At 42.2% G+C, this 14,657-nt stretch carries 10 protein-coding genes; all 10 read right to left on the bottom strand.

The genetic code is table 11. The annotated features are described in order from the left end of the window. Window positions 1-22: 22 nt before the first annotated feature. The 10 genes from AAEU30_RS17815 to sdhC all read right to left on the bottom strand — a co-directional run bounded on the left by AAEU30_RS17815 (window position 23) and on the right by sdhC (window position 14,257). Complete coding sequence (locus AAEU30_RS17815) at window positions 23-3,100, bottom strand: efflux RND transporter permease subunit (protein WP_421961686.1); 3,078 nt, start codon at window positions 3,098-3,100, stop codon at window positions 23-25. A gap of 2 nt (window positions 3,101-3,102) precedes the next feature. Next, on the bottom strand, window positions 3,103-4,119 hold the full coding sequence (locus tag AAEU30_RS17810) for an efflux RND transporter periplasmic adaptor subunit (RefSeq protein ID WP_421961685.1): 1,017 nt from the start codon (window positions 4,117-4,119) through the stop codon (window positions 3,103-3,105). A gap of 273 nt (window positions 4,120-4,392) precedes the next feature. Beyond that, complete coding sequence (gene sucD / locus AAEU30_RS17805; RefSeq protein ID WP_394190831.1) at window positions 4,393-5,265, bottom strand: succinate--CoA ligase subunit alpha; 873 nt, start codon at window positions 5,263-5,265, stop codon at window positions 4,393-4,395. Then, complete coding sequence (gene sucC, locus AAEU30_RS17800) at window positions 5,265-6,431, bottom strand: ADP-forming succinate--CoA ligase subunit beta (protein WP_421961684.1); 1,167 nt, start codon at window positions 6,429-6,431, stop codon at window positions 5,265-5,267. The genes sucD and sucC overlap by 1 nt, the downstream gene beginning before the upstream one ends. Window positions 6,432-6,608: 177 nt before the next feature. Next, window positions 6,609-8,129 (bottom strand): 2-oxoglutarate dehydrogenase complex dihydrolipoyllysine-residue succinyltransferase, encoded by a 1,521-nt coding sequence (gene odhB / locus AAEU30_RS17795; protein ID WP_421961683.1) that lies wholly within the window; start codon window positions 8,127-8,129, stop codon window positions 6,609-6,611. A gap of 3 nt (window positions 8,130-8,132) precedes the next feature. Continuing rightward, window positions 8,133-10,952 (bottom strand): 2-oxoglutarate dehydrogenase E1 component, encoded by a 2,820-nt coding sequence (locus AAEU30_RS17790; protein ID WP_421961682.1) that lies wholly within the window; start codon window positions 10,950-10,952, stop codon window positions 8,133-8,135. Window positions 10,953-11,041: 89 nt separating this feature from the next. After that, complete coding sequence (locus AAEU30_RS17785) at window positions 11,042-11,758, bottom strand: succinate dehydrogenase iron-sulfur subunit (RefSeq protein WP_087534154.1); 717 nt, start codon at window positions 11,756-11,758, stop codon at window positions 11,042-11,044. Window positions 11,759-11,768: 10 nt separating this feature from the next. After that, window positions 11,769-13,541 carry a succinate dehydrogenase flavoprotein subunit gene (gene sdhA, locus AAEU30_RS17780; protein ID WP_421961681.1) on the bottom strand — a complete coding sequence of 591 codons (1,773 nt, stop codon included), beginning with the start codon at window positions 13,539-13,541 and terminating at the stop codon, window positions 11,769-11,771. Further along, window positions 13,542-13,889 (bottom strand): succinate dehydrogenase, hydrophobic membrane anchor protein, encoded by a 348-nt coding sequence (gene sdhD / locus AAEU30_RS17775; protein ID WP_421961680.1) that lies wholly within the window; start codon window positions 13,887-13,889, stop codon window positions 13,542-13,544. It abuts the gene before it with no gap. Further along, window positions 13,880-14,257: a succinate dehydrogenase, cytochrome b556 subunit gene (gene sdhC / locus AAEU30_RS17770; RefSeq protein WP_087534157.1), complete on the bottom strand. Its 378-nt coding sequence runs from the start codon at window positions 14,255-14,257 to the stop codon at window positions 13,880-13,882. Before sdhC ends, sdhD begins: the two co-directional genes overlap by 10 nt. Window positions 14,258-14,657: the final 400 nt, after the last annotated feature.

Here is a 14,657-nt window from a genome sequence, read left to right as displayed (position 1 = left end):
GCCGATCACATGCTTAAAGTTTTTAGGCTTGCTCTAACTCCTGGGCTAACTGTTTCGTTTCATCACCACGAGGCTTAGTAAAACGCGCTAAACCAAGGTAAATAACCGGCGTTAGATACAAGGTAAATAATACCGCTAACGCTAAACCACCAAAGACAACCCAGCCTATTGCGTTACGAGCCTCGGCGCCTGCACCACTAGACATAATAAGCGGTAATGCTCCTAGCAATGTTGAGATCAAGGTCATTGTGATTGGTCTTAATCTCACTAATGCAGCCTGTTCCACCGCCTTTCTAACTGTCATGCCTTGATCCCGTAACTGATCAGCAAACTCAACAAGTAAAATCGCATTTTTTGCGATAAGCCCTATCAGCATAACTAAGCCAATTTGTGAATAAATGTTGAGGGAAGTGCCTGTTAAATACAAGGCAAGTATCGCTGAAGTAATACCAAATGGCACTGTTATCATCACCACAACAGCACTATTTACATTTTCAAATTGCGCTGCTAATACTAAAAATACAATTAATAAAGCCAGCACATAGGTCATGAGCACTTCATTAGAGGTTTCTTCAAAAGTTAATGCTTCACCTTTAAACGCAAGACTAATCCCGCTAGGTAATGATTGCTCTGAGATATCACGTAATTGCGTAACAAGCTCAGCAATACTCATATCCGTTGGCAGTTCCATATCAAGCTCAATAGCACGGCGTTGAGCATGACGCTCAAGCTCTGCTGCAACCCCTTCTTCTGTTATATGCGCAACACTGCTTAACGGAACTAATTGGTTGTTTCTCGCACTGACATATAAATTGGCTAAATCATTTGGATCACGAATAGTCTGGTTTTGCGCTTGCAATATAATAGGCACAGATTGATCGCCAATATTTAAATCAGCAATGTCATCTCCATTAATAGCAGCACGTAATGTTATGGCAATATCACTCAGTGCAACCCCAAGCTCTTCTGCTCGTCGTCTATCGATGTTCACCCTTAATTGTGGTTGCGATGGCTGATAAGAAACACGTACTGAACCTACACCCGGTAATGCTTGCTCAATCTGCGCGGCAAAGTCCTGTGCAGCAGCAAAAATACGTTTATAATCTTGCCCCAATAAAGCGAGCTCAATGCCCCCACCTTGGCCACGTAGATTTAAGCTATTAGAGCCATTAGGCCGACCAGCAGCGCCAGGAATAGCACCGAGTGGTTCACGAATTTTATCGATAATTTCTTGCTGTGTAAAATGACGCTCATCCCAATGCTTTAATGGAACGGTTATAAAAACAATATTTGGATCCCATTGACCCACCACTGTATAAATAGATTCAATCTCACCACTTTCAACATAAGGGAGTAGAATATCTTCCATTTTAATAGCTTGGCGGTCCATAAAGTTAAGGCCGACGCCATCTGGACCTCGAGAGAAGATTCTGATTTTTCCGCGATCTTCACTTGGCAATAATTCATTGTCTAAATTTAAATAAAGTGCACCAGAGCCCGCTGCGACCAATAAGGATGCAACAAACGTCAACCATGCGTGATCAAGCACCCAGTGAATAGTTTTAGAGTAAATACTCGCAAGCCAATGACCAAATTTTGCAAATGGGTGCCAGCCCCCCTGCTTTAATTTAAGTTTAGAAGTCAGCGCAGGCACTAAAGATAACGCAACAAAACTAGAAATGATCACTGCGCCGGCTAACACACCACCAAACTCTCTAAATAAACGCCCTGCTGTAGAAGGTAAAAACGCAATGGGCACGAACACCGCCGCCAATACGGCTGTTGTTGCAATAACAGCAAAAAATACTTCTCGCGTTCCAACCACAGCCGCTGCACGACGGCCAAGACCTAAACCCCGTTGCCGCTGAATATTTTCACTGACCACAATGGCATCATCCACAATCAAACCAGTAGCTAGCACAAGGGCTAATAAAGTAAGAATATTAATTGAAAAACCAAGCGCCCAAATTAATGCTAAAGAGCCCACTAAAGCAACAGGAATGGCAAAAGCAGGTACTAAGGTTGCACGCCACGAACCAATAAATACCCATAGCGTAATTATCACCAGCAAAATGGTTAATATTAATGAACTGATCACTTCATCTACTGAGCTACGAATAAACTGCGCGTCGTCAGACGTGAGAGTAAATTCAAGTTCAGGAAATCGAACTTGCATTTTTTCAAGCAACCTAAGGACTTCATCTGAAATTTCGATAGTATTTGATTGCGCTTGGCGTATGACTTCCATCCCTATTACTGGCTTGCCATTTAAACGTACCATAGAGCGTGGATCAGCAGGACCAAAATACACCGCGGCTATATCACCAATGCGAGTATCTTCTCGTATTATGATATCTGCAACTTGTTCAGCCGTAATAGAGGTAGCATCTGCGCGTACAATAACTTGCTGATCCGTAGATTTTAAACTACCGGCAGGTACATCAAACGGCGCTTGGCGCAGGACTTCTGCAACATCAGGGACGGTTAAATTAAAACTGGTTAGCTTAAGTGGGTCTAAACGCACCCTCAAAACACGTTGGCGATCGCCATTTAATCGTACGTCAGCCACGCCAGGTATGGTTAAAAATTGTGGCGCTAAATCAACCTCGACCAATTCTGTTAAAGCTTCAAGGGATAATGATTCGCTCGAAACCGTTAACGATACAACAGCTTCGGCGTCGTTATCTGCTTTAATAATTGATACCCGCTCGACTTCTTCAGGAAGCTCTCGCTGTACACGTGCAACAGACTCACGCGTTTCATTTGCTGCATCATCTAAATTGATACCCGGTCTAAATTCAACAACAATACGTGCGTTACCTTCCTCACTTTGCGCACGAATGGTTTTAACCCCACTGACTCGGGCAACAGCCCCTTCAAGCTTACCTGTGACCTCAGTATCTACGGTCTCAGGTGAGCCCCCCGGAAACGAAGCAGAGACAGTAATCCTAGGGGTATCAACATCTGGTAATTCCCTGACTTCGACACCTGCAATTGCAGCTATACCGGCAATTATAATTAATAAATTAAGGACAACAATTAAAACAGGCCGACGTATTGCCATTGAAGGCAAATCTTGCATCATAGGTTGCTGTTTCATAGCTACTCCTGAGTGTGTGCAAGTGGCGATTGAAAGCTAAGCGCTTGTTGTGCTCGTAAACGCTGCACACCTTCAACAACTAAAATATCGTCTTTCCCTAGTGACCCTGATACTAATAAGCGCCCTGCAAGACGTTGTTCAATTTTAACATCTACCCGTGTTGCTTTATTATCAACGCTTGTCCATACATAGGGTCCTGTTGCGCCCCACAATAAAGCGGCTTCTGGTACAGCAGCAAAACGTTGCCCTAGGACCTCAATGTGAACACGAAAGCTCATCCCAGGTAAAAACTCATTACTTAAATTATCTAGTTTTACTTTGACCCGTAGAGTACGTGTTTGCGGGTCAATTCGAGAATCTAAATACGCAATTTCAGCATCCATTGACTGGCTGCTTTGCCATGGTAAAACATGCACACTGCCCTTGTTTCTTAACATACTAATAGCAGATTCAGGTGCATTAAAATTAATATACAACGCGCGAGTATCATCAATAGTAGCGATTGCTGTTTGCGGTGTGATCCGATCACCTACCTCAATATCAGTAAGGCCCATAATGCCATCAAAAGGGGCACGTACTTGGCGGTCTTCAAACTCGGTTTCGGCTTGAGTAACAGTCACTTTAGCAAGTTCAGTTATTGTTTTAGCATCGTCTAAATCACTTTGAGGTACAGCTCCTTTTGCATGACTTTGCATTAATCGAGTTTGAATTCGTTGGCTATCGGCTAATTTTATTCTCGCTTCTTGCAACGCGGCTTTTTGTCTGCGTGAATCTAACTCGAGTAATACTTGTCCTGCTGTGACTTTATCGCCAGGCTTAAAATGAACCGAGGTCACTTTGTCACCGACGGCTGGATACAGGGTAACCGATCGGATTGCTTCAGCATTTCCGACTGCTTGTACTTGCTCTTTTGCTCGCTCCATAGTGACATGCTCAGCAATAACATTAGCGCTAAATGCTTGTGTACTAATACCAGAAAAAGTACAAAAGACAATAAATAAAAGAACTCGAAATATCAAAACATCACCTAATTAATTATTATTTCCATTTTGTACGAAGTGTAACAGCTCTATGGTCAATAAATAGGTTAGTACGATTAAATAGCAAAACGATGAGTTGAAATAAAAAGTTGGTTTATTTAGGTACAGGTTATAAATGGGTTTTATTTACAAAAGGAATAAATGAAAAAGTAAACAAGAGTGCTAACCGGGTAATAAAACCAGCATGTGAAAAGATGAGCATTAAAAAGGCCCACTTTAAGTGAGCCTTTTCGTTAAAGAATAACTAGGTTATTACCAACCTGTTTTTTCTTTAAGAGCTTTACCGATATCAGCAAGTGAACGTACAGTTTGTACGCCAGCAGCTTCTAATGCAGCAAATTTTTCATCAGCAGTACCTTTACCGCCAGCAATGATTGCGCCAGCGTGACCCATACGCTTACCTTCTGGTGCAGTAACACCAGCAATGTAAGAAACAACAGGCTTAGTTACGTTTGCTTTGATGTACTCTGCAGCTTCTTCTTCTGCAGTACCACCGATTTCACCAATCATTACGATTGCTTCAGTTTGTGGATCTTTTTCGAACATTTCTAAAACGTCGATAAAGTTAGTACCAGGGATTGGGTCGCCACCAATACCGACACACGTAGACTGACCAAAACCAGCATCAGTAGTTTGCTTAACCGCTTCGTACGTAAGAGTACCAGAACGAGAAACAATACCTACTTTACCAGGTTTGTGGATATGACCAGGCATGATACCAATCTTAGTTTCGCCCGGAGTGATAACACCTGGACAGTTAGGACCGATCATACGAACACCAGTGTTATCAAGCTTAACTTTAACGTCAACCATGTCTAGTGTAGGAATACCTTCAGTGATACAAACAATTAGTTCGATGCCAGCATCGATAGCTTCTAAGATTGCATCTTTACAGAAAGGTGCTGGTACATAGATTACTGAAGCTGTAGCGCCAGTTTCTTGTACTGCATCACGTACTGTGTTGAATACTGGAAGACCAAGGTGCGTTTGACCGCCTTTACCTGGGCTAACACCACCAACCATTTGTGTACCGTACTCAAGCGCTTGCTCTGAGTGGAAAGTACCTTGGCCACCAGTGAAACCTTGACAGATAACTTTTGTATCTTTATTGATTAATACAGACATTATTTGCCCTCCGCAGCAGCTACAACTTTCTCAGCAGCATCTGTTAGTGATTCAGCAGCGATGATGTTAAGGTCAGATTTAGCAAGTACTTCACGACCAAGCTCAGCGTTAGTACCTTCTAAACGTACAACAACAGGAACACTAACACCTACTTCTTTAACTGCACCAATGATACCTTCAGCGATCATGTCACAACGTACGATACCGCCAAAGATGTTAACTAAAACAGCTTTAACATTGTCGTCAGAAAGAATGATTTTGAATGCTTCAGAAACACGTTCTTTAGTCGCGCCGCCACCAACATCTAGGAAGTTAGCTGGCTTGCCGCCGTGTAGGTTTACGATGTCCATAGTACCCATCGCAAGGCCCGCACCGTTAACCATACAACCTACGTTACCGTCTAGCGCTACGTAGTTAAGCTCAAAGCTTGCTGCATGTGCTTCACGTGCATCTTCTTGAGATGGATCGTGGAACTCACGGATTTTTGGTTGACGGTAAAGTGCATTACCATCGATACCGATTTTACCATCAAGACAGTGAAGGTTACCTTCGTCTGTGATTACTAACGGGTTGATTTCTAAAAGTGCGAAATCGAAATCGTTGAACATGTTGCCAAGACCCATAAAGATCTTAACGAATTGCTTCATTTGTGTTGGGTTAAGACCCAATTTGAAACCTAGTTCACGTGCTTGGTAAGCTTGAGGACCTACTAATGGATCGATCTCAGCTTTGTGGATAAGCTCTGGTGTTTCTTCTGCAACAGTTTCAATTTCAACACCGCCTTCTGTAGACGCCATGAAAACAACTTTGCGAGAAGCACGGTCAACTACTGCACCTAGGTACAATTCGTTGGCGATATCAGTGCAGCTTTCTACTAAAATTTTAGCAACAGGCTGACCATTCTCGTCTGTTTGGTAAGTAACTAAGTTTTTACCTAACCAGTTTGCAGCAAACTCTTTTACTTCGTCGATAGTTTTAACTAGCTTTACACCGCCAGCTTTACCACGTCCACCTGCGTGAACCTGAGTTTTAACAACCCACATATCGCCGCCAATTTTTTCAGCAGCTGCTGCAGCTTCTTCAGGTGTATCGCAAGCGAAACCTTGAGAAACTGGTAAACCATATTCGGCAAAAAGTTGTTTTGCCTGATACTCATGCAAATTCATGATGCTTTATCCAATTTTTTATACTAAAAGAGCTGAATATTTATGCAAATAGACAGCTATCCCAAATTGCGCACTTAGTATAGATCCCAAGGCTTAACATGAAAACCCCAGTTAGACCAAAGGCGCAAAAAAAAAGCTGTGAATGTACATTCACAGCTTAGATTTTATACAACTAGATTAAACATCTAGCAATAAGCGAGTTGGATCTTCAAGTAACTCTTTAATTGTCACTAAGAAGCCAACAGATTCTTTACCATCAATTTGGCGGTGATCATAAGACAGCGCCAAATACATCATTGGAAGAATTTCAACTTTACCATTTACAGCCATAGGACGTTCTTGGATTTTGTGCATACCCAAAATTGAAGACTGCGGTAAGTTAATGATAGGTGTAGAAAGTAATGAACCAAATACACCACCATTAGTAATTGTGAAGTTACCACCAGTCATATCGTCAAGCGAAAGCTTACCGTCACGACCTTTAAGTGCTAATTCACGAATACCTTTTTCTATTTCAGCAACAGACAGCTTATCGCAATCTTTAAGTACTGGTGTTACTAGACCACGTGGCGTAGAAACAGCAATGCTGATATCAAAATAGTTATGGTATACGATATCGTCGCCATCAATTGAAGCATTTACTTCAGGGAAACGCTTAAGTGCTTCAGTTACCGCTTTCACATAAAAAGACATGAAACCTAAACGGATACCGTGGCGCTTTTCGAATACTTCTTGATACTGCTTACGAAGGTCCATAATTGGCTTCATATTAACTTCGTTAAACGTCGTTAACATTGCAGTCGAGTTTTTCGCTTCAAGAAGACGATTAGCAATCGTTTTGCGTAAACGTGTCATTGGTACACGTTTTTGAGTACGATCACCCATAGGTGCAGCTGGAGCAGCAGCTTCAGATTTCTTAGCTGATGGTGCAGGTGCTTTTAAGAATGTATCTACATCTTCTTTAGTGACACGGCCGTTTTTGCCAGTCCCTTTGATTTTAGACGCATCTAGGCCTTTTTCAGCAATTAAACGACGAACAGATGGTGTTAATACATCTGAGCTGTCGCTAGAATCTGCAGCAGGTGCAGATTCTTCTTTTGCTGCAGGCGCTGCTGGAGCACCACCGGCTTTAACTTTACCAATTACTTGCTCACCAAGTACTGTATCACCTTCATCATGGATGATCTCACCCATAACACCGTCTTCTTGAGCAACAACTTCAAGAACAACTTTGTCAGTTTCAATGTCAACTAAGTTTTGGTCGCGAGAAACCGCGTCACCTGGTTGAACGTGCCAAGTAGCTACTGTCGCGTCTGCGACTGATTCTGGAAGTACAGGTACTTTAATGTCCACTTCTTTACCTTCTGATGCTGGAGCTGATGGCGCCTCTTTTGGCGCGCTTTCTTGTTTGTCTGAAGCAGGTGCGTCGGCTTTAGCTTCTTCGCTTGGCGCTGCTGCATCAGCATCACCAATTAGACCGATAACTTGGTCACCAAGTACCGTAGCACCTTCTTCTTGTGAAATTTCAGTGATCACACCGTCGTTAGGTGCAACAACTTCTAAAACAACTTTATCTGTTTCAATATCTACTAAGTTTTGGTCACGGCTTACTTTGTCGCCAACACTTACATGCCATGTTGCAACGGAAGCATCAGCAACCGACTCAGGAAGAACAGGAACTTTAATTTCTGTGCTCATTGCTTATCCTTTATTTTCAATAGTAAGCGCATCTGCAACGAGCGCTTGTTGTTCTTTAGTATGCACTGACATGTAACCACATGCCGGTGATGCTGACGCTTTACGCCCTGCGTATTTAAGCTTAGCACCCTGAGGAATTGCTTCTACAAAGTGATGTTGAGAACAATACCAAGCACCTTGGTTTTGCGGCTCTTCTTGACACCAAACAAAATCTGTCACATGTTGGTAACGCGACATAATCGCATCCATTTCATCATGCGGGAACGGGTATAATTGTTCAACACGCACAATGGCAATGTTATCAATTTCTTGCTTGCGACGTTCTTGTAGTAATTCGTAATATACTTTACCACTACAAAATACAACACGTTCAACCTTAGCCGCATCAATATCATCGATTTCGTCAATCATATTGTGATAAACACCTTCAGCAAGGTCTTCCAAGCTTGATGTTGCTAATGGATGACGTAACAGAGATTTAGGTGTCATAACAATCAGAGGGCGACGCAGTGGTCTAACTGATTGGCGACGAAGCATAGCGTATACTTGTGCAGGTGTTGAAGGTACACATACTTGCATGTTGTGATCAGCACACAGCTGTAAAAAGCGCTCAAGACGTGCCGAGCTATGCTCCGGACCTTGACCTTCATAACCATGTGGAAGCAAGATTGTCAGACCACATAAACGGCCCCACTTTTGCTCACCAGAGCTTAAGAATTGGTCAAATACGACTTGTGCACCGTTGGCGAAATCACCAAACTGTGCTTCCCATAGTACTAATGACGTTGGCTCTGCTGTTGCATAACCATATTCAAACGCTACAACAGCTTCTTCTGACAACACAGAGTCGAAAACTTGGAATGTACCTTGGTCTTCACTTAAGTGTTGCAACGGTGTGTAAGTTGCACCATCACTTTGGCTATGAACAACAGCATGACGATGGAAGAAAGTCCCACGCCCTGAGTCTTGACCCGTTAAGCGTATATCAGTGCCTTCAGTTGCAATTGTTGCATAAGCAAGTGTTTCAGCCATCCCCCAATCTAATGCTTTTTCACCTGCGGCCATTAATTTACGATCGTCGTAAATCTTTTTAACACGTGATTGCGCTTTATATTGCTCTGGGTAGTTAGCTACTTTTTCGCCTAGTTCTTTTAGTTTTTCAACTGAAACACTGGCGTCGTAATCAACACTCCATTCATGACCTACATATTTAGCCCAATCAGATGAATGTGAAGTTTCAGGTTGAATCTCTTCAACAACACAATTGCCATCGTCTAAACCATTACGGTAGTCATCAGCAAGTGCTTTGATTTCACTTTCAGTAAACGAGCCTTCAGCCATTAGTTGATCGGCATAGATCAAACGTGGAACTGGGTGTTTTTTGATTTTTTGGTACATGATCGGTTGAGTCGCATTTGGCTCATCCGCTTCGTTATGGCCATGACGGCGATAACATACTAAGTCAATAACCACATCACGTTTAAATTTATTTCTAAAATCAAGGGCGATTTGCGTTACAAATGCAACCGCTTCAGGATCATCAGAATTTACGTGGAAGATTGGTGACTGAACCATTTTTGCGATGTCGGTACAGTAATCTGTAGAACGCACATCGTCTTGTTTGCTTGTTGTAAAACCAACTTGGTTATTTACAACAATACGAATACTACCACCACAACTAAACGCATTAGTTTGCGATAAGTTGAAAGTTTCTTGTACAACACCTTGACCAGCAACAGCCGAATCACCATGAATTGTGATCGGTAATGCTTTTGAGCCCGTAGAATCATTTAAACGGTCTAAACGAGCACGTACAGAACCCATAACAACAGGGTTTACGATTTCAAGGTGAGACGGGTTAAATGCAAGCGCCATGTGTACATTGCCACCAGAAGTCGCAAAGTCAGACGAATAACCCATGTGGTATTTAACATCACCAGAGCTTAGCGTCTCTTTGTGCTTACCAGCAAACTCATCAAATAACTCTGATGGGTTTTTACCAAGTACGTTAACAAGCACATTTAAGCGACCACGGTGAGCCATACCAATAACGGCTTCTTGTTGGCCACTTTCACCTGCACGGTGAATAAGCTCTTTAAGCATTGGAACTAGCGCATCACCACCTTCAAGTGAGAAACGTTTTGCACCCGGGAATTTAGCGCCTAAATACTTTTCAAGACCATCTGCTGCGGTAAGACCTTTAAGGATACGCAACTTTTCTTCTTTACTGAATGTTGGTCGTGATTGCACCGATTCTAAACGTTGTTGTAACCAACGTTTTTCTTCAGTTGATGTGATGTGCATATACTCAGCACCTACAGAACCACAATATGTAGTTTTGAGTGCCTGATATAAATCACCTAAAGGCATGGTATCGCGGCCTACGGCAAACGATCCCACGTTAAATTCACGGTCAAAATCAGCTTTAGATAAGTCATGGAATTCTAATTCTAAGTCTCGAACGCGTTCACGCTGCCATATACCTAATGGGTCTAGGTTGGCATTTTGGTGACCACGGAAACGGAAAGCATTTATAAGCTGGAGAACTTTAACCTGTTTAGGGTCACCGCTTCCACCTTCTGCTACCACTACTTCTCTATGCTTGTTTTTAGCAAGCGCCGCAAACTGTGAACGAACTTCTGAATGCTTTACGTCAACATCCACACCATCAACTTTTGGTAATTGTTCGAACACTTCTCGCCATTCTTCTGGCACAGAAGTCGCATCGTCTAAATACGCTTCATAAAGCTCTTCTACATAAGCAACGTTACCGCCGTTTAAATGTGAAGATTCTAGCCATGCCTTCATCACACCTTCGTGCATTTATAAGCCCTTTTCTTTAGCGCAGAAATTAATTGTTATATAACAAGATGGCTAATCTGAATTAGCCATCTTACATTTACACAATACTATTAAACCGAACGGTTTAGTAACATTGATTTGATTTGTCCAATTGCTTTGGTCGGGTTAAGACCTTTAGGACAAACGCTAACACAGTTCATGATACTGTGACAACGGAACACGCTGAACGCATCGTCTAAATCAGCTAAACGTTCTTCAGTTGCAGTATCTCGGCTATCAGCCAAGAAACGATAAGCATGAAGAAGGCCTGCTGGACCTATGAACTTGTCTGGATTCCACCAGAACGAAGGACACGATGTTGAACAACATGCACACAAAATACACTCGTAAAGACCATCTAACTTATCACGTTCTTCAATAGTTTGAAGACGCTCACCCGCCGCTGGCGTGTCATTTATTAAATACGGTTTTACTTTTTCGTATTGAGTGTAGAACTGACTCATGTCAATAACAAGGTCACGTACCACAGGTAAACCTGGAAGCGGACGAATTACAATTTTACCTTTGCCATTTTTTTGTAGCGTAGATAAAGGAGTAATACATGCTAAACCATTTTTACCATTCATGTTGACGCCATCAGAGCCACACACACCTTCACGGCATGAACGACGGAAAGAAAGTGTTGGATCTTGCTCTTTTAATAATAAAAGTGCGTCCAATACCATCATGTCGTGGCCTTCTTCCGTTTGCAAAGTATATTCTTGCATACGTGGGGCATTATCAACATCTGGATTGTAACGATAAACAGAAAATTGTACTTGTGCCATCGTCTCGCTCCTAGTATGTACGTGCTTTAGGTGGAAATGCTTCGCGCAGTTTTGGCGCATAGTTTACATCACGCTTACTCATTTCATCCGTATTAGGGTTGAAGATTGAGTGACATAACCAATTCGTGTCATCACGATCTGGGAAGTCAAAGCGAGAGTGTGCACCACGGCTTTCTGTACGGAAGTTTGCAGCTACTGCAGTTGAGTAAGCTGTTTCCATAAGGTTATCTAGCTCTAGACATTCGATACGTGCAGTATTGAAATCTGATGATTTATCATCAAGACGCGCATGCTGTAAGCGTTCACGAATTTCTTTAAGCTCTTGTAGACCTGACGCCATAGAGTCACCTTCACGGAATACCGAGAAGTTAAGCTGCATACATTGTTGTAGGTCTTTCTTAATTTGTACTGGGTCTTCACCTTGACCTGGCGTTGAGTTTTCCCAACGATTGAAGCGAGCAAGTGACGCTTCTAGGTCAGAATCAGAAGCATTCTTAGATACTTCTACATCATTTAGGTAAGTACCAAGGAAGTTACCAGCAGCACGGCCAAATACCACTAAATCAAGTAGTGAGTTACCACCTAAGCGGTTTGCACCGTGTACAGATACACACGCAATCTCACCAACTGCAAATAAGCCTTCAACTACTGTTTCGTTACCATTAGCATCGATTTGTAGTGCTTGACCATTTACGTTAGTTGGCACGCCACCCATCATATAGTGACAAGTAGGAATTACTGGAATTGGCTCTTTAGCTGGGTCAACGTGTGCGAATGTTTTAGCAAGGTCACACACGCCTGGAAGACGTAGGTTAAGCGTTTCTTCACCAAGGTGATCAAGCTTAAGTTTAATATGAGGACCCCAAGGACCATCACAACCACGACCTTCACGAATCTCTGTCATCATTGAACGGGCAACAACATCACGTGACGCTAAATCTTTGGCATTAGGTGCATAACGCTCCATGAAACGTTCGCCATCTTTATTTAAAAGATAACCACCTTCACCACGACAACCTTCTGTTACAAGTGTACCAGCACCAGCAATACCCGTTGGGTGGAACTGCCACATTTCCATGTCTTGCATAGAAATACCGGCACGAGTTGCCATACCAACACCGTCACCGGTGTTAATGTGTGCATTAGTGGTTGATGCGAAGATACGACCTGCACCACCTGTAGCTAATACAACCGCTTTAGACTTGAAGTAAACAACTTCGCCTGTCTCAATTTCGATTGCAGTACAACCAACAACATTACCTTCGTCATTTTTAACTAAATCTAGCGCATACCACTCAGAGAATACGTTAGTTTTGTTTTTAACATTTTGTTGGTAAAGAAGGTGTAATAATGCGTGACCAGTACGGTCAGCTGCTGCTGCAGTACGTGCAGCTTGTTCACCACCGAAGTTTTTCGATTGACCACCGAAAGGACGTTGGTAAACACGGCCATTTTCAAAACGAGAAAATGGTAGACCCATATTTTCAAGTTCAGTAATAGCTTCAGGGCCTGTATTACACATATATTCGATAGCGTCTTGGTCACCGATAAAATCGGAACCTTTAACAGTATCGTACATGTGCCATTCCCAGTTATCTTCGTGTGAGTTACCCAGAGCAACTGTGATACCACCTTGTGCAGACACAGTGTGAGAACGCGTTGGGAAAACTTTAGAGATAAGTGCACAGGTTTTGCCTGATTCAGTGATTGCAAGTGCAGCGCGCATACCCGCACCACCTGCGCCAATCACGACGGCATCAAATTCACGAACAGAATATTTCACTTAAACACCCCATAAAACGATTAGACCAATAGCTACGTATGCTGCTGCCATAAGGTTTAAAACAAACCCTAAAACTGCACGCAACTTTGCGCATTTAACATAGTCTGTTAGTACTTGCCAAAGGCCAATACGGGTGTGAACCATAATGCAAACCAGAGTTATGAGAGTAAACCCTTTCATTGCTAGGTTTGAAAACAGGCTTTGCCATGCTTCGTAAGTGACTTCAGGCGTCGCTAAAAAATAGCCAATAATAAAAATCGCATACGCGGTAATTACTAGTGCCGTGGTACGTAATGAGACAAAATCTTGTACACCATCACGTTTAAGAGTTGCTTGATTTAAAACCATATCCAAACTCCTGCTAGTACAGAAGCAACAACGCCAAGTGCCATAGCAATTTTAGCGCTGAAGTTACCTGATTCAAGTTCTTCCCAATGTCCCATATCCATAATGATATGACGAATACCGCCAATAAGGTGGTATGCCAATACAGAAATGGTGCCCCAAGCTATAAATTTGGCAATGAATCCGCTAAACAGACCCTTGACGAATTCAAAACCTTCAGCAGAAGAAAGAGACTCAGACCAAGCCCAAATGACAAACGTTAAAGCAAAAAATAATGCAACACCGGTGACGCGGTGAAAAATTGATGCTTTAGCCGTTGCCGGCATAGATATAGTTGTTAGATCTAGATTTACAGGTCTTTGCTTTTTCACAGTTACTTGCCCATCTTGCCCACATAGGGGCTCATCTACTTGTTTTTCTAAAACCCACTAAAAAATAATTTTTTTAATGGAACTATCTAAGTAAACCCTTTTAATACGAGTAAAGTTCACATTTATGCAAAAGTTACATGTAAAAATAACATTTACCTACAGACAATACGGTATAAAACCTTTGGTAGTATATATAGCCAAAGGTCTTTTTACAATTCTTGTTTAGTTAGAGACGTTTGCGAATTAGCCAATGGTATAATATTTAATCCTCGCAGAATATTTATTATACATTTGTGCATAATGTTTATAAAAATTGACTTTAACCCCCTCTTTCACGTTAAAATGAAAAGAATGTGCTTAAACAGATTCAGAACATAACAATCAGAGTTGTTATCTTAAT

The sequence above is a fragment of the Pseudoalteromonas mucoides genome (assembly GCF_049257175.1).
Taxonomy (GTDB): Bacteria; Pseudomonadota; Gammaproteobacteria; order Enterobacterales; family Alteromonadaceae; genus Pseudoalteromonas.
This window is presented reverse-complemented; position numbering and strand designations above follow the sequence as displayed.